Origin of the sequence: Runella sp. SP2, assembly GCF_003711225.1 — a bacterium.
Classification (GTDB): Bacteria; Bacteroidota; Bacteroidia; order Cytophagales; family Spirosomataceae; genus Runella.
The window spans coordinates 21521-47922 of sequence record NZ_CP031030.1 but is presented as its reverse complement, the minus strand read 5'-3'; the positions used below and the strand labels follow the sequence as shown (position 1 = coordinate 47922).

At 42.3% G+C, this 26402-nt stretch carries 17 protein-coding genes; 2 read left to right on the top strand and 15 right to left on the bottom strand.

Going from position 1 to position 26402, the window contains the following annotated elements:
- Window positions 1-22: 22 nt before the first annotated feature.
- The 12 genes from DTQ70_RS00185 to DTQ70_RS00125 form a co-directional block, all read right to left on the bottom strand.
- The gene (locus DTQ70_RS00185; RefSeq protein WP_122928931.1) at window positions 23-2140 is read right to left on the bottom strand and encodes a fibronectin type III domain-containing protein; all 2118 of its coding nucleotides are present in this window, start codon (window positions 2138-2140) and stop codon (window positions 23-25) included.
- On the bottom strand, window positions 2137-2739 hold the full coding sequence (locus DTQ70_RS00180; protein ID WP_122928930.1) for a hypothetical protein: 603 nt from the start codon (window positions 2737-2739) through the stop codon (window positions 2137-2139). The genes DTQ70_RS00185 and DTQ70_RS00180 overlap by 4 nt, the downstream gene beginning before the upstream one ends.
- A gap of 5 nt (window positions 2740-2744) precedes the next feature.
- A complete protein-coding gene (locus tag DTQ70_RS00175) occupies window positions 2745-9314 on the bottom strand; it encodes a hypothetical protein (RefSeq protein ID WP_122928929.1) in 6570 nt (2189 codons plus the stop codon).
- A gap of 5 nt (window positions 9315-9319) precedes the next feature.
- The gene (locus DTQ70_RS00170; protein WP_122928928.1) at window positions 9320-10999 is read right to left on the bottom strand and encodes a hypothetical protein; all 1680 of its coding nucleotides are present in this window, start codon (window positions 10997-10999) and stop codon (window positions 9320-9322) included.
- Between the two features lie 111 nt (window positions 11000-11110).
- Window positions 11111-11494 carry a hypothetical protein gene (locus DTQ70_RS00165; RefSeq protein WP_164489784.1) on the bottom strand — a complete coding sequence of 128 codons (384 nt, stop codon included), beginning with the start codon at window positions 11492-11494 and terminating at the stop codon, window positions 11111-11113.
- Between the two features lie 39 nt (window positions 11495-11533).
- On the bottom strand, window positions 11534-12160 hold the full coding sequence (locus tag DTQ70_RS00160) for a hypothetical protein (RefSeq protein ID WP_122928926.1): 627 nt from the start codon (window positions 12158-12160) through the stop codon (window positions 11534-11536).
- A 17-nt stretch (window positions 12161-12177) separates the two neighbouring features.
- Window positions 12178-13008: an LGFP repeat-containing protein gene (locus DTQ70_RS00155; RefSeq protein ID WP_122928925.1), complete on the bottom strand. Its 831-nt coding sequence runs from the start codon at window positions 13006-13008 to the stop codon at window positions 12178-12180.
- A gap of 58 nt (window positions 13009-13066) precedes the next feature.
- The gene (locus tag DTQ70_RS00150) at window positions 13067-14902 is read right to left on the bottom strand and encodes a hypothetical protein (RefSeq protein WP_122928924.1); all 1836 of its coding nucleotides are present in this window, start codon (window positions 14900-14902) and stop codon (window positions 13067-13069) included.
- Between the two features lie 54 nt (window positions 14903-14956).
- Window positions 14957-16399: a PQQ-binding-like beta-propeller repeat protein gene (locus DTQ70_RS00145; protein ID WP_122928923.1), complete on the bottom strand. Its 1443-nt coding sequence runs from the start codon at window positions 16397-16399 to the stop codon at window positions 14957-14959.
- A gap of 243 nt (window positions 16400-16642) precedes the next feature.
- Entirely contained in the window at window positions 16643-17806 is a 1164-nt protein-coding gene (locus DTQ70_RS00140; RefSeq protein ID WP_122928922.1) for a histidine kinase, read from the bottom strand.
- A 658-nt stretch (window positions 17807-18464) separates the two neighbouring features.
- A complete protein-coding gene (locus DTQ70_RS00130; protein ID WP_122928920.1) occupies window positions 18465-19229 on the bottom strand; it encodes a hypothetical protein in 765 nt (254 codons plus the stop codon).
- Window positions 19230-19329: 100 nt separating this feature from the next.
- Window positions 19330-20136, bottom strand: coding sequence for a hypothetical protein (locus DTQ70_RS00125; protein ID WP_122928919.1), 807 nt, complete (start codon window positions 20134-20136; stop codon window positions 19330-19332).
- 317 nt (window positions 20137-20453) lie between these two features.
- On the opposite strand from DTQ70_RS00125, the gene DTQ70_RS00120 reads away from it, so the two are divergent.
- Entirely contained in the window at window positions 20454-22646 is a 2193-nt protein-coding gene (locus tag DTQ70_RS00120) for a histidine kinase (protein ID WP_164489783.1), read from the top strand.
- Between the two features lie 2 nt (window positions 22647-22648).
- Complete coding sequence (locus tag DTQ70_RS00115; protein ID WP_122928917.1) at window positions 22649-23392, top strand: LytTR family DNA-binding domain-containing protein; 744 nt, start codon at window positions 22649-22651, stop codon at window positions 23390-23392.
- Window positions 23393-23400: 8 nt separating this feature from the next.
- Here the strand turns inward: DTQ70_RS00115 and DTQ70_RS00110 are convergent, their stop codons facing one another.
- The 3 genes from DTQ70_RS00110 to DTQ70_RS00100 all read right to left on the bottom strand — a co-directional run bounded on the left by DTQ70_RS00110 (window position 23401) and on the right by DTQ70_RS00100 (window position 26398).
- Window positions 23401-24513 carry an acyltransferase family protein gene (locus tag DTQ70_RS00110; RefSeq protein ID WP_122928916.1) on the bottom strand — a complete coding sequence of 371 codons (1113 nt, stop codon included), beginning with the start codon at window positions 24511-24513 and terminating at the stop codon, window positions 23401-23403.
- Window positions 24510-25673: a sialidase family protein gene (locus DTQ70_RS00105; protein ID WP_122928915.1), complete on the bottom strand. Its 1164-nt coding sequence runs from the start codon at window positions 25671-25673 to the stop codon at window positions 24510-24512. The genes DTQ70_RS00110 and DTQ70_RS00105 overlap by 4 nt, the downstream gene beginning before the upstream one ends.
- A gap of 113 nt (window positions 25674-25786) precedes the next feature.
- Window positions 25787-26398 (bottom strand): pseudouridine synthase, encoded by a 612-nt coding sequence (locus DTQ70_RS00100; RefSeq protein ID WP_122928914.1) that lies wholly within the window; start codon window positions 26396-26398, stop codon window positions 25787-25789.
- Between the last annotated feature and the right edge of the window lie 4 nt (window positions 26399-26402).

Below are 26402 nucleotides of genomic sequence, written 5' to 3'. Positions count from 1 at the left end.
ACATTCAAAATTTTGTTAAAAATTATTTTTGAATGGAGACCAAATCTCCAAGTAATGATTCTCCACCGTCTTTGTAAAGCACTTTTAGGGCATATTGGAATTTTCCCGTTTGGGCAGACTTGTCAATAAACTGACTGGTAGTGCTTGGTAATCCCTCTACTAAAACTAAACCCGATTGATTAATCTTTCGGTAAATCAAAATACGGTTAGTCGTCACTGAATTTACGTTCCATGTCAATAAAATCAGCTTGCCGTCAGTGGTTTTGGTAACTTTTAAATTTTGAACGCCTCGCCGTACCCCCGAATCGTAGGGTTTTACTTCGATTGGGAATGATTTTTCGGATAACAATTGGCTGTCATCCATGGCGACTAACGCATAACTATACCGATGTTTTGGTAAAACGTTTTTGTCAATGTACGAATTCTTTTTGGCATCCAGACGCGTCAGTTCGCGCCATTCGAGGTCTTTGCCTTCTTCTTTTCGATATACTATCTGCGTTTTTACATCTTCGCTCGAAGACGGCACCCAATGGAGAGTCGCCGTACTGTCGGATACTGAAAAACCATCAAATACAGGACTGACGGGAGGAATGAAGTCGGGCTTTTTGAGCTCTAAAGTTTCTGAATAGGGACTGGCTCGGCGCGACTTATCAAAAGCCACCACGCGATAGTAAATTTTTTTGGTAAGACTGCGAAGCGTAATACTATCGGCAAAGAATTCATCTGCTAAAAAACCTGTGGTGATGGGTGTAAAAACGTGGTCGATGGCATTGGCTTTGTAAACCATATAGCCCAGCAAATCGGGCTCATTGTTTTTTGACCATTGAATTTTAACAATACCTGCGCTGTCGATACTACCTTTGAGACCCGTGGGTTTTATGGGAGCCGCTTCGTCTTTCATTACCACATAAGCGGGGAGTGAAATAGCCGCATTTCCCGCGGTGTCTATGGCTGATACTACGTAGTAATTGGTACCATAGGGTTCTGCTTTTTCGTCCGTAAACTCAGCGGCAGAAATGGGCAGAAATTGCTTTTGTAAGGGTTCAAAAGGCCCTTTTATGCTTTGGCTTCGACCAATTACATAGCCAATAAAATCGGACTCTTTTTGCTTTTTTTGCCATGTAATTTTCACCTTTGAACCCGAAGTATTCTCAGTCCTAAGATTAAACACTTGGGAAGGCGGAGTTAAATCTACTCCCATGACCAGTATGTTTGTGGAATATTCGCTCAAGTCGCCAAAGTGGTTGATACCCACTATACGATAGATGTACTTTTTGTAATTTTCGGGTAATGAATCGACGAGTGTTATATAATCGTCAGCGTCTTTTTCTTTGTTTGAGAGTTGTAAATAAGGCTTTTTGTTGATTCTTCTAAATGTTTTACCATTGTCAGCAGAGCGTTCGTAAAAATACCCCGTAAAGTTTATATCACTCAACAACTTATTCCATTTAAACTTCACCATTTTATCGCCTATCTCCGTTTCCACGGGAAGCATTTTTTCTAGTGGTTCTATTTGGGAGGTTTTTACCAAGAGATACCCCGTATCTGCCTTCATTATTTTGGGATCTATGGGTGACGAAATCTGATAAACATACCTTTGGTTCTTTTTGATGGTTTTGTCAACAAATCTCAAAGCCAAGCCCTTGGCATGGAACGGATGCCAGGCAGCCATCATATTCACCATAAAAAAGCGATTATCCATATCGTAGCGTTGGTTGATAATAGCATCCATAGAACCTGTCCCTGTAGCATTATTGGGGTCTTTATTAACCCCATAAAGCAGTTGGGCTATTACGGCGGCGGTCGTGTCTTCGCGTTTACAGTTTCTTTTCCACTCAGCCAACGACCATGGTTTCAGCTGTTTTACGATCTGAATTTGGTTTTTAAGTTCCCCATCTATTACTTCAAAACGCTCAATATTAACCCCCTTTTCTTTAGCCAATTGCCACAAAACAGCATCATTTGCGCTCCACCTAAGCACTACCGAATCACCATAATATTTGGCTTTGGCTAAAATTTGATATTTGGAAGGCTTTTTGGCCTCTGGTATTTTTATTTTTTTCGCTTTTTCTTGTGTGATAATTGTCTGCGAAAAAGCTACTTGATAACCCAAAAGGAATAATAATAACAGCTTTTTCATTTGATTGAGATGGACTTAGAGGTGGAAATAATTCGAGGCTCTCTTTTATTATTGACCAACAGGAGCGGATGATTAGAGATGATATTTAGCGGAATTTCGGTGTCGGCACTCTGCTCAATGTACAACTTGTATTGATTATTATACTTGAACACTTCAATGTCATTTCCTCTTGATATTTCTAAGAACAATAGTAAATCTTTGGCAAAAGGCTCGTTTGCCATGTAATTGGCACTTTGAACTCCCGCAATAGGCTTTTGATTGGTCATAATATCGGTCATAATTTTCATTGCCAGCTTCATCCGATTATCCCACGTACCACCTTCGGTGTAATGTTCGGCCACGAATTTTTGGATATTGACAATTGCTTGATTAAATGGGAAATTATCCTTGATATTTGATTGGATTGTACCACATTCCTGCGTAACTCTATGCGAACTATAGATGATTCTTATCTCATCTAAGCGTTGAGGTTTTTCCTGCGTTAACCGCTGATTTACGCCAAGATTAACGTATGAATTTAGCTTTTCTACCTGCCTTATTTGGCAAAAAACTTCATTTATTGTCAAATAAAAGAGGGTAATCAGAGCGAGTTTTTTCATTTTATTTAATGGTTTGTTTTTGGGGGGTTCTCTTTTAACAATGCACTACTTATAGGTGTTGATTTGTAGAATAACAGTGAAGCAGGAACGTCTTTTCTTGAAAATGGGAACACTTTACTGACCTGAACCTGTGGCAATCGCTCGGTAAGTACAGATTTATTGGCATCATCTAAGTAGATACTTTTACCTCCCCAAAACTGAAATCGTTCATTAGCTTTATAGAAATAGTTGATGTCATTTTGGTACCAATTGCTTCGTTGGGGAGCGAATTCAAACGTCAGCAAAGGTTGTCGGTATTTCTCTTCCCCTTTTAAAAGAATCATTTCTCCCCCTACGTCAAATAAATCAAAACCCTCAACCGCCTTAAAATAAGCAGTAAAATACCCCTCTTTCCCTTTTGCTTGAGTATCAACCATGGCCAGTTTTTGTGCCATTGTATTGTATTTACTGGTTCGAAAATAGCTTTCTTCAGCCACCTGAACTTCTTTGGGCTCAACTACCAGTTCTTGTTTGTCATTGCGTGTTACAGCCATATTTACGCCATTGGCTGAATTTATTTGAGTGGTTTTGTCCATGCCTACACCCACGTAATTGTTGTATTGAGAAAAAGCGGCATAGTCAGGTTTTGTTTCTTTGACGAATGCGTCCATTTTCACGGTATTTTTCCCAAGTGAATTTGAAGTTCCCTGCGATTGATACACAAACTTTGATTTATTCATCGCTTTGAAATAGTCCTGATTGGGTTTCTTTACTAACCGCATTCTTACAAATTTTCCATTGGGCAAATTGGGCAATTTGAAAGTTAGCGTTTGGGCTTGGTCGGCATTCCCGTACGTACTTGTAACTATGGATTCCAATTCGTTCGCAGGGTTGTCTTCGGTGGCAAATTTCATGACAAGGGTGTAGGCTTTTCCCGTACCGCAATCATTGCCGAAACAACACATCTTTTTATTAAAGGCAATGACTCCTTCTCCCCCAAATTCTTTTTGTAATACAAACCATTGCCCTTCATAAGGATACGTGAGGGCAAGGGTTTCACTGCGTAACTTGGTCGGACAAGGCCCCGTATTAAAATCTGCGACTTCGGGTTGGGTTCTATTATTTCCATTTTTGTCTTTCATTATTTTCCAACTGCCATTTTCTAAAGTCAGTGGTTTTGCGATGACCTGAAGCTGGTATTTGGAATTAGGTACAAAAGCCGCATTGCGATAATAAGTGGCTCTCAGCCCATCGTTTGATATTCTAAGTTCGCCTGTATCGTCCTGATTGTTGGCACATTCTCCACTGTTGTCTCCTGACGTTCGGTTCATTGACATGGTAATCTCAATTTTAAACGTTTCGGTTCGGGTTATTTTATCTTCGCCATTTCCCCCAGGCTTTAAAATACTTGAGGTAATGACAATCTCTTTGCCGACCGGATAGTTGAACACAGCTGAAGGATTATCTAAAATATCTATTGTGCCGTCTTTAGGGTATATTTCTGAGATTAAGGGCACGGAGAAAGGGTCTGTTGGTGGAGGATTCGGAATACAAACATTTCCTACTGATACTTTAAAATTCATGTCACCCTCAACGAGCCCGTCAAGTACACTATACCGCCCATTTAACATCCCCTTAAACCAAAATGGTTTGGGCAGACCACCTTGCATGATGGCAGTTGCGGACACACTGGCAACTTCAATATCTCCTTCATAAAACCAAACATCTACCGTAACACCAAATGTGAATCCTGCCGAGGCATATAACTGCCCCAATGCGTACCAGCCATCCATGCCAGGAACTCCGTTGTCGCCACAAGGTTCGGTATATTTTGCCAACTGGACATCGAAGCCCATTCCTGCATGAAGTTTCATATAGAAAATCAAAAATCGCAATTCTTCTTCTGTTTTGGGAGGGGCAGGAAATCCAACATAAGCCCCAAACATCATTCCTCCTTTAGCAGCTGTAAAACCTAATTCCTTGAAACTTTTATAACCCATTCGTTGCAAAGTTGCAGGGTCTATGCCTTGAGGTAGGGGGACATTGGGTATAGCTCCGTTCCCCAGCCAAAAGTAGGAGCCTCCAGAAATAAATTTAAGCACTGTCATTTTAACGCGCTGTTCATAAACTTCAGGGTTTCCTAACTGCATAAACTGCGTGTTTTTGTCAATGTAAATGCGTAGTGCATTTTGAGCTTCAATGACCACTAAGTCACCTGCCAATTTAGCTTCTAAGCCTCCCTTTAAATCAAAAATAGACTCTCTGAAATCGTATTTTACTTTCAATGTACCATGTGCTACTCCTTGTGTGGCAGGGTTACTGTCTTTGTTGAAAGCATCCACTGTACCATCTAAACCTACGGATTTGATGCCGTCGCCATCCCATTCAACGTTAAGGGTAGTTTGTGCTTTCAACAGACTTTCTTCGGCCAGTGATAAATAAACCGTGGCCAAGCACCCGTTGCTATTCGCGCTGGGTGTATAAGCTGGTGCATTCGCATCGGGTAGTTTGTTTAGGTCAGGTTTATAGGTGGAAGCCATATTGTGATAGGCACCTCCTCCAAAACCAGTAATGTTTAAGAATGGTGGGCCAATAGGAATGGGAACGGGTAGTTTGCCACTGGCATATACATACCAGTAGTTCGTGTTGTTTACTCCACCAAATTGCGCCTTCGCTGTGACGGCTATATTCATCGGAAAAGTAGCCGTTACGCTGCCGCTAAAACCATCGCCGAAGGTTTTATCACTTCTGAAAAACTTCAAACTACCATCTACACTCACCGGGCCGAGTTGTCCTTTTACCTTCACATCTTCTAACTCAGTTCCTTCAAAACTGAATTTGGGGCGTAAGCCGTCCAGCTTCACATTGGCCAAAATGGCAATACCCAAACCCGCGCTGGGCGAAAGCGGTAAGTCTTTGGATAAATTGAGGCTGCCATGTAGATAAAACCCAGCCACGGTGGCGTCTCCTCTTTGTTTTATAATAGGCACAAACTCGTCAATGTTTACGGGCAGACCCGAAACTTCATGCTGTGGACTGGCCAATGCGCCAATAAAATTGGATGCTTTCTGGTAAATATCAGAGCCTTTTTTGTAGACATCCGACTGAATATTTCCAAAATCAATGTAGGGAGCCATAGACTGAATTTTGAAATGCTCAAAACTCATTAGTTTCAAATCATACGAAGGCAAAAGTCCGCCTATTTCGGGGGTGTTGAAGGTAAGACTACCGTTCAAATCTGCCTTTGCCAAAAACTTGCCGTCATTTACGTTTTTGTCGCCTACCGTTACAGTAATATTTGAGGTGGCCAACAAACTCATTTTGGCTTTCCAGATAGAAGCGTTTATGTCATTATCTGGCTTGATTACAAACTGGTACTTCAGCTTACTATCCTCTTTATCTTTGGTGAGCGTAGTGGTATAAGTGAGCGGCGTGCTTTTATCCTCGCCCGAGATAGGCAACACGATTTTGCCATCGGCAGCGGCTTCAATAAATACATTGTTGAAAAAAGTAACATTGAAATTATCCAATGAAAAATACCAACCTGCCAGATTGCCATCGCCGATGCCAATGGCGTTTTTAGCGACCAAACTCCCCGTTACACCACGGCTATCAATTACAAAATTATCAACCGTTACGTTTACGCGATCTTTCTGGTCGGCTTTGAATACCTCGGGCAGCGTTACTTTGAGTTGGGGCAAATAAAAACCCTTCCACGTATTCTCTTTCAGCAAACCCACATCGCCTTTGTCATTGTTGGGGAGTTTAGGTTCGAGAGCCGCCAGCATTTTGTCCATACCAGCAGGGTTTTCTTTGTCGCTGTGGTCGTAGGTAGCTTCACCTACGAGTTCAAAGTCCAAGTCTTCCATACCGTGTACTTTAAACGCGGGAATACTTACCTTGGCTACCCAGTCCGAAAACCCGTTGGGGGTTTGGGCTTTGAGCGTGGCTATTACTTTTTCGTTATTGTCTTTGCGGCGAATAATGTCTTTTTTAAACTCATATTCGGCATAAATATTAATCTGTTTGAATCCATCTTTAGTATTGTAAACTACGTGCGTAGCTTTGCTCAAGTCCGCCCCTCCTTTAAGGGTTAAGTTACTGATAGGCACATCTTTGTATAGGTACAATGTATATTCCTGACAACTGCCTTCTATCCCAATGCACGCTCCTTTGAAACCAAATGGAATCACGATATTTTCTTCTTTTAGTTCCACCACCGTCATTACGTCAAACTGGGCATTTGTGGGCGTAATCAGGAAATTCTCGAAGGCCGTAGTAATGTCCACGCCACCAGGGTTTTGGGTAAAACCCATGGGCGTTTGACAGCCAGCAGTATTGGCAGCGTTGTTGAGAATACTTGCGTTTTGGTTGATGTAGTCGGTTACACGTGTCCAACGGTTTTTGAGTTCAGTTTGTACTTGTTGGGCTTGTGCTTGCAGCTGAGTGGGATCGGCAAGATTAGGGGTGAGGCCGTTGGTGGTGGTCAATTTATCAAAATCGGGCAGTTTGTTGGGCAGCGTAGCATCGGGCATGAGGCTCGGGATGCCGCTGCTGTTTTTCTTAGACATAATTTTACCCGCAAACATGACCCCGTCTTTGTTTACTTTTACTCCTTCAAACGTCACCTGCATGGGCAAACCAAAAATGGTCGCAATGCCTTCCCCTTTGCCACTGTTGGCATCGCTTATTTTATTAATGGTCACTTTGTAGCCCTTGGTGCCACCCGCAAAAATGATTTTGCTTTCTGCCAGGCTGGCTTTTTCTTCTACTTTATCCTGAATATCAGGAAACTTGCAGCCGCTGCATTCGGCCATAACCACTGGGTCAGGTGGTGGAGGCAATCCACACTTTCCCACACAAAATGACCGTATTTCGCTGACGGCGTAGTGCGCGCTTTTTTCGTCAGCAGCGGGGTCGGTGAGCCACTTTACGCGCCAGTAGTACGTGCCTTCGCTGGGAATGGTTATTTTGTGTGAAATATTGGCATAGGTCAAATCGGCCAGTTGGGTGGCATTTTGAATATCCACCGAATTGATGGTTAATTTACCCGTTTGGGTGGCTTTGAGGTCGGCAGGTTTAAAATCTTTGGTGTTTGCTATTTCCAGCACGTATTTTTCGTTGACGCTTATCTTAAAGCCCTTTACCGATCCGTTTTTGGCCTGCACAATATCGTCAGGAATCAACTCTGAATCAGGTGGACGTTGACTGGTCAAGAACTGAAACGATACCTCACCTGTTTTGGCGATTTTAGCATCGGAACTTGGCAAAGACAAAACGGGTTGCCCCATACCCGCCGTAAAGCTGGCCGATTGACTGGCTTTTAGGACAGTTTTTTCGCCTTTGAGGGTCATTGTTACAGCTGCATCCCATTTTATTTGGCGGTATTTTTCGTAGTCGTTTAATGGATTAGTGGCCTCGTTTACGGCAATTTCTTGGGCATCTACTTCCGAAAGAGTCTTGGTACTACCCACGTTGGCCTGTTGTGCTTCTTGTGGTGATTTAGCACCGCTCCAATCCAAACTTCTTTCTTTGGTCAAAAGCACTTTGTCTGCCCCGTCCGTAACGGCCAAGTAAGACTTGAAAGTAGCATAATCGGTACTGTAAGGGCTATATTTGACAATAATCGGAATGCCACGCCACGGAATGGAAGAACCGTTTTTGGGAAATTGTGCTGTGATATTAAAAACCTTAGCATCAGCAGCTGCGCCCCCATATTGAAAGACAAAGGCCTCACTAAGTCCATGATTTTGGAAAGCGTAATACTTAGAAATCGGCTCTTTTTCAGCTACTACCACGCGCCAAGCATAGCTTTTCCCCACTTCAAACTTGGGATCACTTGCCTTGTATAAGTATGTAGGGCTTCCGTTTTCTATTTGAATATCTGCAAACAACGGCCCCGACCGAAAGGCATCGTATTCGTTTTGATTGGGAAGAAGTTCAGCTATTTGCAGATTGTATTTGATACGATTAGGTAGTACCCCTGCTGTGCTTGTCCACGAAAATTGCAAAGGTTGGTAGGTGGCACTTGCGTTGGGTATGGGTTCTTTGTTTTGGGGCTGTTGTAAAAATGGCGCTTCGATATTAGAGATGGTAAAGCTAAAACAAATAGGTGCGGAAAGTTTACGGTATGAGTTATCGTTAGCACTTCCATCTTCATTAGCTCCGTAGATGGTGATACAAAGTTCATAGTCGCCCTCAGGCAATATATATTGGCCAAAAGCATCTACTCTTAACTCTTGAGTATTGTTATTGATGGTTACATCAGGCGAAAAGGATTGTTTTAAATCAGTTTCCGTGATAGGTTGATCGTTACCATTGAGCCTTATATTCCAGATGCCACCTTTGCTTTTATAATATTCAGGGTTAACGGGCAGAGTTAGCAACGGCTGGTTATTATGGTTCAAAACTCCTGTGAGGCGAATATTGGCCTTGCCCGACAAACGCAGTTGTGTTTTGCTGGCATTAAGATAATCAGAAAATAGGTTAGTATAAGGACCTACAATGTTCAATGTGCCTGTCACCGTTTCCTGCTGAGCCACACACATATCTACCATTAACAAACTGATAATCAAAATTATAAATACCTTTTTCATAGTTTTTAGAAAGTATAGGTGTAGTCGAGTGTGCCTCTGAATTCGTTAAAATTGCGGTTGGCAGCAGTTTTATCTTGGCTCATCACTTGATAGGCGGTCAACCCTACGCGATGATGTTTGGCAGGTTTCATACGCGCTGAAGCCGAAAAACTCATAGCGTTGCTTTCTTTGGACAGGTTGTAATTGGCACTGAGATTGGAAGTGAGTTTATTTTTCAGGAAACCTTTGCTTACCCCGGCCGTAACCCCCAAATTATCGGTAGTACCGCCAATGTTCGTAAGGGAAAAATAACTCACCCCAAAATCAGCACTTAAAAACTGTTTATCCAGCGAAAGTCCATAATTAAAGTTAGCATTAAGGCCACTATATTCGGTATTACGTTTAAAGGTAGTATCCGTACTGTTATCGATGAGCTGGTTAGTCCCCACGGATAACATCAGATTGTGGCTAAACGCTTCATTTACAAATGTAAGCCTAGGCATAAGCATCAGGGTATAATTGGCCTGATTCATAAGCTGTACTGCTTGCGTAACGGTTTGCTTGATACCCGGCGCTTGATTGAGCGTACTATAATTGGCATTGACCATAATACCAAACATAGTAGAGGGATTGATGGATAACGTGGCAGAGGGCAAAAATCGCCGTGTACTGCGGAGTTTATCACTGTAGAGATTGTCGCGTTGAAGACGCAAATTGCCATTAAAAACCACTTTATTTTTCAAAAAATTAAAGCGCGGCGCGATGGAGATAATTTCCAAATCGTTATTCACATTATACATTCCCATGGTCGTAAACCCTGGGTCGATACGCTGATAACCTGCCCGAATCCCATAACCTTTTCCACTATACGCCAAGCTACTACTGACAGCTATTAACCCCCTTGAAGAGATATTGGCGTCAACCGTTTTGTAGAGCACAGGCGACACTTGAGCTTCGAGCAGGGCAGGGTCTATTTTGGCGGCGTTGACATCGCCCGTATAAATACTGAGGGCAGCGTCGGCATTAAAAACCAGTCGTGTTCCAAAGCTCTTATTTATGACCACTCCCACGACCGTATTTCTGGCTGGACTCAGCCCAAACTTTTCATAATCTGTCAGTGAAGTGGCGTCGTCATAGCCCTGCATCATAATCAGGTCAAGGTAGTTTTGTCCTTTCCCGATGCCCAGCCTTGCCGCATAGCCCATACGCCGAAAAGTAGTGGGGCGATTTTCGGCTGATGTAATTGATTTGTTGAGCCGCCCCATCATAAAACCCATCCTCAGAAGCCCTTTCTGTACTTCCAAACCCCCGCCCAGCATGGTAAAGCCATTGAGGGTATAGTCCGAGAAACGCAGATTTCGATAGCCAGCGTGAAGGGTAAATCCCTTGTAAGTAGGACTCATACCAAATTGATTAAAAGGCTGGGCAAAACTCGTTTGACGATTTGAATAACTAACCGAAAAAGGAAAGCTGACACCATTCAACAACGAGATTGTCACACTCCCCGAAAGCCCATAGCCAAACGGATTGGCTCGGTACAACGGGCTTCGGCTCCCCATGCTGTAGTAGCTTCGTGCTCCCACACTTCCCGATACCTTCACGGGATTTTTGGCAGAAAGCTGACTGAGGTCTTGGGCGAATACAGGGCAGAAGCCAAACGTCCAAAGCAGTAGCAAGGGCAAAAGGTATAGCTTTCCTTTCTTCATTAGGATTAAAAATTTTAGGGTCATTCCATTTTTAAAACATACCATAGCTCAATGCTCCGCACTACTCTGTCTTAGACAGATTTTTCATTCTTGAATAGTAGTTCAAACTATTTATATGAACATGAAGGCGGCAAAAAGTATTAAAGCGAAGCCGGTCAGAATCAGGCTAAAAAATAATGACAGCAAGGCTAATCCTTTTCCCCTCTTTTTTTCCTTCCCGCGTTTGATTCGAACAAGACTGATAATACTGAGCGTTAAACTGACAAACGCAAACAAAAGCCACACAGCTCCTAATAGTCCAAACCATGAAGCCCCCGCAAAAATCAGGGTTCCAAACGCAACTATGGCTAAGGGCTCAATGGGGCGTGGTTGTTTCCATTCATCTGTAGGATGGAGTTCGGGTATTTTTTGAGATATTACATTAAGTTTTTGATGAGTAACGGCGGCGGCATCGCTCATTGAAAACAATAGAGTACACAGTAAAAGATATTTCATACTATTAGAAATCCAAAGGTAAGCTCGTCCCCTATTTTGTCATTTTTTAAAAAAAACAACTCCATAAACCAATCCCTTGTCATTATACGTAGCTTGGTGAAAGGTAGGAAAAGCCCCCACTTGCCCTATTTTAGAAGCGTACCTTACTGCCGATCTTACCCAGCCTGCCGTACCCGCCTCATTGCGGTTGATAGGCTCCATACGGCTCTGCGGAATATCTCGGAATGTGACGGCATCGGGTTTGAAAAGTATCGTTCCGCATACGACTCCTCGACCATGATCGGCATGATAAAAAGTAGGAATACCCGCTGAGTAGCCGTGGTTGGCGGCCCATGTCATTGATTGACGAACACGCTCCTGAAAGTTGTTTAAATCGACATTGCCCAGTTCTGACTGAGGAATATCTTTGAACTCTACATATTTTTTAGGAACAAGCACTGTCCCATAGACGATTTGACCGTTTTGATTGCCATTTTCAAAGGTAGGGATTCCCGCCCCAAACCCATAGCGGGTGGCATAAGCCATGCTTTCTCGCATACGTCCCTGTAAATCGTTGATAGCTACGCCATTGAGCTCGTTGGCAGGTACATCTCGCCACGTGGTTTCTTGGGCGATGCTCAAAAGGCCAACTAAGAAAAATATAGATGTAAAAAACAGTGTTTTCATTAGTTTTCAGGAATGGATTAATAATTATAACAAGGAATAGAATTTACATTAGCTGCTCTTGTGCCGTTTTGATACACCGTTTCATTATCTTGGTTTAAGTAAGCTCCGCAAGTAGGTCCAGTTATAATCTTTCCTTTCTCAAAATCCACCGTTTGTTGATTATCAGCTTTATTTGGGTCACAGCTCGACTTGGGTAAGCCCAACCAACTGCCATCATATCCGACACCAGCTCTCCCGTACATAATCTCTACTTTTCCCCAAAATGCCTGAGCACCTGTGGTTTGGCTCCAATAAATTTGCCCAATCGGCCCAGTTTTGGTAAAATGCTGAAAGCGTCCCTCTTTGCGAGTAGTCATGGTACCTTCATCACCAATAGGATATCCCAATGGGCTATTCCAACGGCCGATGGCTTTGTATCTTTCATAAATAGAACCATAAACGGCAAATACGCCTTTTGGAGTAGAAACAATAACTCCTTTAGTAAACTCATTACCCGTAATTCCCGTCAAAAACTGTTGCCAATCAGAAGTAGGCGTACCCAATGCCGTAAACTTATCTTGACCAAGGGCTTCATATTTCTTCATTTCATAATTTAAGAAACCAAATGCCTTTCCGTCGATATAATAAATTGCGCGGTCTTTGTTGCCATAATATTGCACCCAACCGTTACCACTTGCGGTTTTAACTGGTTCGCCACCGTTATCAGCTTCTGGCATCCAGCCCAGTTGTTGATATTTAGCTTTAATTGCTGCTTTATAATCAGGGTCAGAAGGTTTAGGGCAGCCCGTTAATAAAAACAGCATTGAAACACATACAAGTGGCACAATAAAAGAAGTTATTTTTTTCATGGTATTATTCGTTTATCCTCCGACGAGTTTTGTTGGAAAAAAGATTGTTACAAATGAGTTATCTAACTGTACAGTCAATAAAACACTTCTCGACAGGTTTAATGGAGGGAGGATTGGGATAGTAAACCGTGCCATTGGCCATTTTGGCATAAGGAATAACCAACTTCCAGGGATAACTCCAACAAACCCTTTGCAGGCTTCCAGATTCGATTTTGGCATTGGTTGTATATACTTTCCCATTAGCGGAGGGTAGTAAACTAATCAGTTTTCCGCTTGTATTGAACACATAGAGCGAGTAACTGGCATCTGCCGTAGGGATATTGAAATACTGTTTTTCGGTATAGCCTGCACTGTTCGGCAGCTTTAGAGGGGTTACCAATGTATAGTTTGTACTGAAAACTTCAATTTCTCCTATTTCTGTTATTTGGGGAGTACGGCTATATTTGGTAACAAAGAACGAAGTTCCATAACAATCAAACTTTACACTGCTGAACTCGGGCGGATAGGTGTAAGAAAAAGTTTGGTTGCTGCCGTAATAAACACCATCAGCGGTTTTGATATAAGCTCTGAAATTATTCGTTACTTCCAGTTTTTCAATATCTACTTTTTTGATTTCTCCCCCTATGACGGCACCGTTGCTACTGGTTATTGAACTGTTGCTTACTACCTTCAAAACATAACTGTCGATGGTAGGATTCGGTTGTTTGGAGTTTTGCACCACAAACCCGTACTCAAGAATGGATACTCCTTTAGTAACTACCGTACCGAGAAGTGTTATTCTTGCCTCGTCACTTTCTAAATTGGGTGAGGTATTGAAGGTTGGATTGGGCGTTGTCTCGACTGTGGGGAGAACGAGATTTGTCTTAAAACTCTTTACTTCACCATAGCCTGTTCCAGCAGCGGTAGTAGCATAGCCGCGCACATAGTAAGTAGTGTTGGGATTTAGGTTCGTTAGATTTATAGTAAAAAACTCAGGTGCGTTTGAAGATCCATTTTCACGTTTAGTATCGGCAATAGTAGGATTCTGATTTGTACTGCTCCAGCAGATGCCCACTTGGCCATTGGTCGTTGTTCCAAGCGTATTACGCGTTACACCCACATCGGCCGAGGAAGTCGTAATATTAGAGACGTTTCCTGTTGTTGCAGTAGGTGCCACTACATTGGCAGTTTTAATGATTTTTACGTCACCATAACCTGTACCCGTGGTGTTGGTAGCATAGGCACGCACATAGTAGGTAGTATTGGGCTGCAAGTTCGTAAACGTGCTTTTAAACTCTTTTGGGACACTGTTACTTCCCCCCGTTTCGGTTTTGGTATCAGCAAGAGTAGGTGTTTGATTGGTAGCTGACAACACATGCCCTGTCTGCAGAACATCGCTCGTACCAAGGGCTGTCAGTTTGCCTGCTATTGAGAAAGCGTTGGTTGTTAGGTCGGTAGCGTCGTTAGTCGATACATCTGGCGCTTTCAGGTTCTGAGTGGTAAAGGTAGATTGCTCGCCATAAGCCGTCTCAGCTTGGTTTTCGAGGGTATAAACCACATAACTCCTCACAAAGTATTTGCTGCCGGGGGTGAGTCTAGTTAGCTGCCCCGTAAAATCAATGGGTTGTTCGGTAGCCGTACCCGCTTTTACTTTGTTATCAGTTGGGTTATCAGTTTGCCCATACACAAATCCATACTCCGAAATGGGACTTTTGGCAGCTGTGTTGAAACCCGTAGTTTTAATGGCCGATGCCAAAGCTGCACTGTTGTAAGTAACATTACTGACGGTAGTGGTTCCTATGGTAGGTGCCTGGGAAGGATTTGGATCCTGCTTTTTTCTACAACTCTGACTGAAAAATAGACATACCAATAGTCCCAGCAGCCCAATGAAGCGGATTGCTTGTTTAATCTTCATGATACTGAATTTTACGAATGAATGTGTATGACCGTTGTAATGGGATAGGTGATTTTACTGCACCGCCCCGCTGATACCTGCATGATACACCGTACCATCTTTGGCTACCACGCAGGGAGAAGAATGACTAATAGCACGGCCAGTATCGTATTCCCATTTTTTAGCCCCTGTTGTTGCATCAAAGGCGTAGAGCTTTTTGCCGATGCCTTGGTAAACCAGCCCCGTTGCTACGACTGGACCCGAAAAAATCAAGTTATTGGCTTCTGGTTTAGCCTCCCATTTTTTGGTACCCGAACTGGCATCAATGGCATAAAGCGTACTACCTGCACCAATATAAACAATACCATTAGCTACGATAGGTGACGAATAATCAGGACCACCATCAGGGGTTTTAAACTCCCACTTCTTTGCTCCCGTTTTGGCATCTATCGCGTAGAGTTTATCATTGTTAGTGTGCGTCAACGCACTCGCACCTACATACACAATTCCGTTGGCAACAGTAGGAGCTGAATTGGTAATCAAGCCGCTGGCAAATGTCCATTTGATTGCCCCTGTCTGGGCATCGAAAGCCATAAAACCATTAAATTCCGAGCCTGCATACAAAAATCCATCCGCCATCGCAGGCGATGACTCTGAAATACCAATGTCAGGCTGATGCCATTTCAACGTTCCCGTTGCGGCATCGAGGGCATGAAGTCCTGATTTTCCGCCCGAACTTCCCCGAATGCTGGCATAGACGATGCCGTTCACTACGGTAGGGGAGGCTTGCCAAGGATATACTTCATCGTTGCGGAATTCCCATTTCTTGGCTCCTGTGGCAGCATCAAGCGCATATAAAAAATGTTCACCGCCATAGTACAGCATCCCATTGCTCACTATTGGCGCGGCGAAAGGTTGCAACAGCGCAACCGTTACGGGATTTGATTCCCATTTTTTTGCACCTGTTTCAGCATCGAGGGCATAAAGTTTTTTATCCCAACTTGCAAAAAACACCACGCCATTTACCACGGTTGGTGTGGAATTAATGCTTGCGTCTGTTTTAAATTTCCACTTTTCAGCACCCGTTAGGGCATCTAAAGCATAAAAATTACCATCAAGGTTACCGATGTAAACTGTCCCGTTATTGACGGGTTTCGCTACTGTCACACTCACCTTATACACCTGCGTACTCGCATCCTCTGCCGTGACCGTATAGCTTACCTCTTTTGAAAAATCCTGCACCGCACCCGATGCGGGCGAAACCGTAGCTTTATCTGAGAGCGTAATGGTAGGCACAAGCTTAGTAATATCTGTCCCTGCTGGTACAGTGGCTGCAATGGCTGTACCACTTACGGTAGCCTCCACTGCTGGAGTGAGCGTCCCGAAGGTAAATTTGATAATGGACTTAGCTGAACTTTTTGTTATGGGCGTTGGGGTCGCTTTCTCCTTGCAAGACCAGACTGAAATAAGCCCAATGATGCATAAGAAGAGAAGGCAGAAGCGGGCAGGTGTTTTCATTATTATTGTAGTAATTTGCGTTCCGATGTATTGGATGGGTCAAACCTACACACTTCCCTAACACACTGCCATTGTATAGCCGTGAGAGGTGGTTTTTAAAAGGTAAGTAACGGGTTTTAGCAGGTGATTGAGCAAACGGCAATGGAAATAATGAGAATAACAGGGTGTATAAAGCCGTCCGTTATTTCAATAAAAAGTAGATAGAAGCGAGGATGAGACCGCATCGAATTTAGGCTTATCGCTTTATTTTTTTTGCCAAAATTGGGTCAGTAAAGGAAGCCATAGCCTCACAATCGTGCCCGTATGAGGCTCTCTGAGGTCTTCAATCTGCGTTTTCATCAATTCGCCGTAGTGGGCTTGGTGAGCATTTATACGTTCAAAAGTTACGTTCATCCCCATTGATTTATGATGATCTTGGTAATGTTCATTGAGTTTAGCGGAAGCTTCCCGACCGATGCCGTTGTCTTCTATTTGACAGAACAGGCGCTCTGTTTGGTTTACTAAGATTTGCTGTAAATGGATTCTGAGGAGACCTTCTCGGTCTTTCAGATGCCGTAATCCGTGCAGGATGGCATTTTCGACAAAAGGTTGCAGCAACAACGGAGGAATTTGATAAGAGTCTTCCATCAAAGATGGATCAACCGTGAGCTCATAATAGAAGGTATTGGCAAACCGCTCCTGTTCCAGTTCGATATAGAGTCGCAGCGTTTCAAGCTCTTTATCAATACCGATGGTCTGAAATTCTGAATTTTCCAAAATATGCCGAACCAATCGGGAGAATTTCTGCAAACAGTCTGAGGCTTGTATGAATTGTTTACGGATAATATACGCATCAATGGTATTGAGACAATTAAAAATAAAATGAGGATTCATCTGCGCACGCAATGCCTTGATTTCCAGCTCATGCCTAACGGACTGAAGGTAAAGCTGCTGTCGTGTTCGGTAGAAAAAGAAGAGATAAAAAACCAGCCCCATCATGCCCAATATAAATACAAACACAAGGGGAACAAACCACCATTGCTGCCAAAAAGGCCCTTCAACAACGATGGTTAAAGTGGTAGTAGGTTTGTCAGTACCGCGTACCCTAACTACCAACGTATAGGTTCCTTCAGGCAAATTTGGGTAATAGATGTATGAATTAGTTGTTGATGTAAAATACGTTTCTAATCCCATCAATTGGTACTCGCAAACTGGATTTTTTGGAGAAGATGTAAAATAGATAAATAGGAAATTTTGAGTAGGACTTACCCGAATTTCACTGCCAATTGGCTTAAATGTAACTGATTGAAGTCGGTTGTTATGGGCTAAAGCAGGAGCTACTACAGAATCAATCTTAATACTTTGAGAAAGGGCTTTGGATAGGCTCAAAAAACAAATTAGGACAACGAGTTTACTTAGTTTTAGCATGTTTGAAACCAATCGCGTATAGTATATTTTCTATCACGGAGGTAAGATACGTAAAATCAGACAATAAATAGGTTAGAGTCACCGAACTATTGAGTATAAAATTATACGCCACTGTATCAAAATAAGTGAGCCCTACTTTGATAAGGACACCTATAAAAATCCAAAAAAAAGGTTGTTTTCTGATTCCGACAACGTGTTCTTGAATTAACTGACGCAAACAGTAAAAAGTAGCTATAAATACCCACAATTGTGCGGCTCCTCCCGAAAAAGCATTATGATGTTTGATGCCAGATATCCAAAGAATATCGACTAAAAAAAAGGGAATAAGCAATATACCAATCCCGATAATTATTTTCCTCTGCCTTTGGCTCTTAATAAAAAACCTGTAAATCAGCAACTTTACAATAAACCCATTAAAACTGAAAAAATAATCTAAATAGTGATTTTGAATGTGAAGTTTATACAGCACCCAAGAGGTTACATCAATACAACAGGCAATGAGAATACCTAGGAAAAATAATTTGAGACGGTTATCGAAATACCGAAAATGTCTTATGCCCACCCAGATAGGGAAGGCATAAGACAGTAACTGTAGATAAAAACATAGAAAATAAGAATCTTCAAGTGACATAGGGCAAACAAAAGCTAATTAATTCTCTTACATTGATTGAGGGCTCGCGCAAGGGTTACCACCAGGAGGGCATTTTAGAATATCTTCTCCGTCTGCCGATAAAGTACCACCCATAGGGTTGATTTTGAAAGCAATAAAAGGTTTATTATTTCTTTCCTTTTTAAAAAGTGCGGGACTGATGGTAATGCCTCCTACCGATGGAAAGGTAAGCAAAATAGTTTTGATTCTTTTTGCCCCTACCATGTTTCCTATATATTTGGGCTCTTGGTCTGTTAATAATTCAGGGAAAAACGCCCTCATGTTACTTTTCCAGTTTTCTACATCAAGGTTAATTTGTATTAACTTGGCTTTATCAAGAGGATTATCAATATCTAACCACTTTAAGCAATCCTCACTTCCCATGTTGCGTACCGTATAAGCAATGGGAGAAGCATATACTCTGACATTTACTTTTAGAGGTTTAGGAATAGCGGTTTCGGCATTAGCTAAGTCCGTTTTTAGAATAGTAACCAGTCGGATTCGATAATAAACTGATTTATTTTCACTATCATAAGCGGTACAAAAAAGGAGGAGATACACTTTTTCATTTTGAGGAACAAAGCCGTTTCCTGACCAAAGCTTTTTCCAAGAGCTTTTTGAAATAAAGAAAGGCTTCTGCGCAGGAAAAAAGTCATTAAATTTATCAATGTATGGTTGTACATCTTGATCCCAAAGCAGAAGACCTTCCACGCCTTGGTGTACTGGTAATGCTAGGTTTTCAAATTCGCCATTGATTGTAAATGAACGAGTCATATATAAAGGGGATTTACGAGGTTTATAAAAGTTTTCGAAAATATTGATTTTCCTTCAACCTTAGTTAAGTTATTTATTAAGAGGCATTCTTTATCGCTAACTATTGGCAATCCATCAGCGTAATTCGCTGAATACTACTTTTGTTGGCAGCATCAATCGTGGTATTTTCAATGAGATAGCCCTGCGAGTTGGTCTTTACGTCCGTGATTTTCTCTTTGCCGTCGGATACTAATTTGCCGTCTTGGTCAGCAACAAATGACTCATAGGTTGTACCTACATTACCCTCGGCGACCTGCCACGAAAAGCCCGACAACACATCAAACGGTAAGCCACTTTTAACCAGCAATTGCTCTGGCGATTTTACTATCCCGACAGGATTATTGATTACTTCAAAGTACTTATTACCCTGTAAGTCGGCAAAGCCGCGCTTTGTGATAATACCGTTGGCATCGTATTCAAAATACTGTTTTCCGTCCAAATTCGGGTCGCCCGTTTCGTAGGTAAACTCAGTGATTTGGCCAGCTGCGTTGTATTTAAGGTTGTTGATTCCCTCACTGCCGTCGGCGTTGACATAGGTTACTTTTGAGATTTGACTGTAGTAATAGCTATAAGTTTCAGTGCTATAATCTTTGCCGTCTAACTTTATCGAAGATTTGATAAGTAAGCCAGAAGCATCGTACGTAAAGGTATATACGAATTTTGAGATATTTCCCGACCCCGTTCCATCAAACTCACGAGCCATTTGGGTGATTTTGCCATTCGAGTCGTAGGTATAGGTATGTTTGTTGCCATTGCCTCGATCGATGACCGAAACTTTGCAGGGCGGGGTTGGCGTACGATGATCCTGGCAGGCAGCCACAGTAATGAGCAAAAAGGCCAGAGTGATGAGTTTTTGTAGGGTTTTCATTGTCGAAACGTGGTCTTATAAGTTCAAAATTGATGCTTCAAACCTACAAACTCCTTGTATTACCTTCCATTTCATACCCGTGAGTGACCTGTTTCGGCAGGCGAACGACGGGTTTTAGTAGGTGATTGAGTAAACGGTAACAAAAATGGAAAAGATTATGATTTAATTGTCTGCTTCATTAACCCATTTAAACCTGTCATTTACCTACTAAACCAGACCGTTGGCGACGCATTATAGAATAAGGAGAGCATATTAAGCTAATATTGTAAATGAGGTTTTATACGAGTAACTCACGCTATTATTATACAAACGCTATAATGATGTATAAAAGGACTTTATATATTCTCTTTTTATTTCTGAAGGCTTTAGTAGGAATAGCTCAGTTTCCTCCTGTTAGAACACAAGAAGGGCAAACATACGTAGTTCCAGCGCAGTTTGATTTAAATAAATCATCCGATGAATTATACGTCAACTCTTTGCTTGATAAAGCGCGAGTAATGATTAATGCCCAACAAAAACAGCCCCATTCTGCCCGAAAAGATACCAGTATATTGCAGCTTTACAATTACATGGCTTCTATTTTTAGACAGTCAAAGATAGCTCCTGATAGCTGCCTTTTTTACGCAAGAAAGACAATTGAGTATGCCAAAAATTGTAGGAATACGGAATTTGAAGTGAAAGGTTTATTTCAGCAAGCACATTATCAAAGAGATATAAAATTAAACTTGGAAGAAGCTTTACGGCTTAATTTACGTGCTTATGAAACAGTTTTAAACGCCAGTCACGACCCGCAAGTTCTTTGGCGGATTTGTTATAATTTGGGAGATTTATACTCAAGTGTCAAAGAATTTGACAAATCCCTCACTTACTTTCATCAATCGGAAGCACGTATCGCCCTAGGCACAGGCTTGAGCAAAGCCAGCACAAATGCTTATACAGTTGCCATCTGGGAAGGTATCGCCATGTTATATACAAGTAAAAAACAGTATCAAACTGCTAACACCTATTTTGTAAAAATTTTAGAACACCTTCCTAAAATACCTTTTATAAGCTCCCATGCAGGTATTTATGATAATTTGGCAGTATTTTATCAATTGCAAGGTAAGTACCAGCAAGCCATTGAATATGGAAAAAAAGCTGAAACACTTTGGTTAGACCTTAAAAAACGAGAAAATTTGACAGCAACTCAAGCAAACTTAGCCAATTGTTTTCTTGAAATTAACGATTTGCCTCAGGCACAAATTTATGCTTATCAAGCTTTAAAACCTCCCGCAGCCAAAAACGCCCTCAAGAAAGCCCACTACGTACTTTATCAAATTTCGCAAAAACAGGCTAATTGGCAAGAAAGTTTAAAGCATTTTGAACAATATATAATATGGCGGGATTCGCTCGAAGCTAAGTTCAATGCCGAAGAACTTTATAAAGTACAAAGTAGATTCGATTTAGAAAAAGCTGAATTGAAAAATAAACAATTAGAAGAACTGAGACAACAAGAGCTATTAAAGATTCGTCACCAAAATGAGTTGGAAAAATTAAAGGCTTCCGCTGAAAGGCAACGGTTTTTAAATCAAGTAGTAAGCGAAAAATTAGAAAGACAGATAGAAACACAAGCACTAAGAGAACAAGCTATCAAACAAAAAGCACTTGCATTTGAGGAAAAATCAAAGCAGCAAAAACTTATCAATAATCTACAAATTAAAGAATTTCGACAGAATAAACTCATTGAAAGTCGTACAAGAAATACCCTTGAAGTTGGATTAGCTTTGAGTGCTCTATTAGGATTAGTTTTATTTTGGTACAACCACAAACTGAGAACAAAAAACAAGGACTTAGAAGCGAAAAATGAAATTATCAGGGAAGTCACTCATAAAATTCAAGCTACCGAGATCTCAGCCTTACGGGCACAGATGAACCCTCACTTCATCTTCAACTGCCTCAATTCCATTCAATTATATACAGCACAAAGCAATACAGAGAAAGCTACTGATTACCTCAACAAATTCTCACGACTCATTCGATTGGTACTGGAGAACTCCCGTTCTGAAAAAGTATCACTCGAAAACGAGCTAGAAACCCTTAGGCTCTACATGGAAATGGAAGCTATGCGTTTTCGAGGAAAAGTCAACGCCTTCATCAACATTGCTCAAAACGTGGACAAAGATTCTATTCAAATTCCTCCGTTGCTACTGCAACCTTTTGTGGAAAATGCTATCTGGCACGGACTTATGCACAAAGAAGAAGGCGGAATTATTCGGATAGAAGTTACTCAACCTAAAGAAAATTTACTTCGGTTTGACATCACCGATGATGGAATAGGCCGAGAAAAAGCAGCAGAATTTAAAAGCAAATCTGCCACTCAAAACAAATCGTTCGGCATGAAAGTGACCGCCGAACGTATCGAACTTATCAATCAACTTTACAACACTGCCACCCAAGTCCAAATCATTGACCTGAAAAATAAGCAGGGAGAGGCCACGGGTACAAAGGTCGTAGTAGAAATCCCAATTTAATTATGAGAGCAATTATCATTGACGACGAACCCGATGCAGTTGAGCTTCTCTGCATTCGACTGAATCAGAAATGCCCACAGGTTGAAGTCGTCGCTACTTGCACAAGCAGCATCAAAGGAGTGGCGGCCATCATAGAACACCGCCCTGAACTCGTTTTTTTAGACATTGAAATGCCTCAAATGAATGGTTTTCAGGTACTGGAGGCGGTAGAAGGGATACCTTTTGCCCTGATTTTTGTTACGGCTTATGACAAATTTGCACTCAAGGCATTTAAGTACAGCGCCATTGACTACCTACTCAAACCTGTTGATTCTCAGGAATTAATAAATTCAGTAAAGCGTGCAGAAAAATTTCAACAAACTTCTCGTGAACAGATTGAGCACTTGAAAAAACAATTTACAAATGCACAGCGCCCTCCAATCGATAAAATCGCTTTGCCTTACCAAAACGGCATCACCTTTGTAAGCCTAAAAGAAATCATATACTGTGAGTCAGATGATAGTTACACCAAGTTTTTTTTGAGCAATGGACAGACTTGTTTGGTCACCAAAACCCTCAAAGAAATACAAGAATTACTTGAGGAGCGAGGTTTTTTGCGTATTCATCGCCAATACCTTATCAATCTCGAACACATCAAAAAGTTTTACAAAGGCGAAGGTTCGTACATTATTATGACCAACAATCAATCTATTCCTGTGTCTCGACTGCATAAAGAACGCCTTTCGGAGCATTTTGAATGGCTTTAATAAATCTCCTACACCTTCACAAAAATCTTGTGGCGATACATCACGTACAGCATCAACCATACCAACAACAACCCGCCGAGGGCGTTGAAAACTTCGTGCCACGGCTCGGGGGCATGGCCGTATAGCCCCGCAAACAACAACCGCGAGGTTTCACCAAAGCTGATAAAGCGACACGCCAAGTAAATCACCAACGAATTCATCCCAATTACTTTGAAGAAAAACGTCCAGCGCGTGTATTTTTTGACGTCAATAATCCAGTAGAAAAGAACCACCATCAAAAAAGCCATTCCGCCCGTTAATAGAATAAACGAACTCGACCAAAGGTGTTTATTGATAGGGAAAAAGGGTGACCACGCCAGTCCTGCCACTACCCCAATGACGCCCATCAAACTCAGTTGTTTCAGCTTTTGAGCTACTGAAATGGTATTATTTTGCAGAATATCTCCCGCTAAGCAGCCAAAAATGGTCAGACAAGTGGCCGACAGTTGCGTCGTCATGGCAAGTTCATCGTAGGTCTTTTGTTTGAGACGGCCAGGCATAAAAGTACGATCGAGCCAGCCCACTAAATTCCCTTCAAACGTCAAATCTCCTGCCTGAAAACCTGGAGCAGGGATGAGCATCAACACCGAAAAATAAAGGACTAAAATTCCAAAAGCGATGTAGAGCATTTGTGTCCACGTAAAACGCATATACAACAAAGCCACTAAAAAAGTAGCAATACCAATCCGCCCCAAAACAGTGCCATAGCGAATATGAGCAGGGTCGAAAACATCAACGGGGGCGTTTTTGTCCAAAATCCCCAATACAAACAAAATTAACATTCGCTTGAAGACTTTTTTGGTCAACTCAGCTTGTGAGATTCCTTTGGCCAAACCACTCTTGAGGCTAAACGCCAACGAAACCCCCGCCATAAACAGAAACAAGGGAAAAATGAAGTCGTAGAAGGTAAAGCCATTCCAATCGGGATGGTGAAATTGTTCGGCGATGGCGTCGATAAACGACCATCCTGTTTTTCCTCCCAACAAATACAGAAAGGCGCCACCGCCCGAAATCATGAGCATGTCAAAGCCACGCAGGGCATCGAGCGAAGCCAAACGGCTCGGTTGAGTTACTGTGTTCACTGTTTTCTAAATTTTTTAATGCGGTGAAAGGTTAGGTAATTGGCGTCGTGGTTGTTGTGTGCCCCTCCTACGCCGTCGTCGTAGGCCGTGCGTGACAAAAACACAATATGTCTGCCCTCAAAAAGCCAGTCCACGTACTGAAAACCGTGTTTCAAAACATCTGGGTGTTGAAGAACTACTTTGTGTAATTTCCAATGAATCAGGTCTTCCGAACTAAACAAAGCTTGAGTATTGCGGATACTGGCAGGGTTACGTTTAGGGTTTGCATCTTTGATTTCTTGAGGAATATAATTGGCAAGCGTCCAGTAGCGTTTTGATTTTGGGTCAAAACGAATTGTAAACTTTTTACTTCCGCCAGGGAAGTTGACAAAGTCTTTGGTAGGGTCAAAAGTGGCGTTTTTACCGTCGGCACTGATGTGCACAAACGCGGCCTTCTCCTCCAAGGTACTTTTATCGTCCACCCGTAAAATATCGAGCAATTCTCCTTGTGGGGTCACAACGGCATTGCCCTCTATCCATCCCCCAAAATTCCCGCCCAAAAGTGTTGAATCGTATCGTAGCACGTTGCTGTGGCTCCAGTTTGACGCTTTCATTGGGTCAGCATCCAGTGGCATCGACATCATAAACGCCCCGTACCGTTTTCCCCATTTTTTAATCGGCCCCATGGCATCTTCCATGGCGCGCCACAGGCGTCCGTTGTGTTCAATCAGCGGTACGGGCGCGCAGTGGTACTCTCCAGCCAATAGCAGCCCGTTTTCGCCATCGGTAGGCTCAGTCCACGTGACGCCGTTATCAAGCGATTTTCGAATAATGGTGTTGCCATGGTGTTTGCTTGTTCCGAGAAAGTATAGTTTTCCTTGGTGGACAAAGAGTTTTGACCAAAATTGCCCGTTGATTTTTGAGATTTGAGTCCACGTTTTCCCTTTGTCAGTCGAGCGATAAATGCAAGAAACAGGACGCTCAAACTCGTTGGATTGAGGGCCAAATAAGTCGTGTGAAGCTAAATAATCGCCATTAGCAAGGCGGCAAATACTTGGCGACCCGATGTACAAGCCCGACGAAGCTGGGCTGTATGCAACTTTACTTCCTGGGACTTGGGCGATGCCCCATTGAACCATACAAACCAGTAAAAACCAGCTTGCAACAAGCATTTTTCTCATGTCAGACGTAGATTAGAAGGGTGCGTGCTCATAAAAGCAACATTACCTCTACAAATACCTCTGAAATAGTGGTTTCGGCTAGTGGGAAAGATAAAAAAATAAGAACGCGCCCCTCACCGCCAATTGTTAATCTTGAGTTGTTGAAAAAACGTTTCTTCCTCGATTTCCCGAACTTGCCCAGGTTGTAAATCTTCCAACGACAGCTCTTCGATGGAGAGCCGAATAAGTCGCTGACATCGGTGGTTGATGGCTTTTATCATTTTTCGTATTTGGCGAAATTTGCCTTCGGTCATCGTAATAAGGAGCCAAGTATGAGGGATTCGCTCGTCAAATTCGTAGCCACTTTGGAATAAATTGATTGGTTTTTCTACGATTTGTACTTCGCAAGGAGCTGTGACATACAGTTCTTCCGTGCCGCGAATGCGAATAGCAACGCCCTCGCGGAGGCGTTGAAGGTTTTCGGCACTCACCACTTTATACACCTGCACCAAGTAGCTTCGCTTGTGGGTAGTTTCACCTTGAAAGAGCAATCTGGTCACTTTTTTGTTGGTCGTAAGCAGCAACAACCCTTCCGAAATGCCATCGAGCCGCCCAATCGGGTGCGTTCCTTCGGGAAAATCGAACGCCAACTCATCCAGCTTGCGAGCATCAGCAGGCCCTATAAATTGCGACAGCATATTATAGGGCTTGTTGAGCACAAAATAGCGATGCGAAGCCTCGGTCATTCGC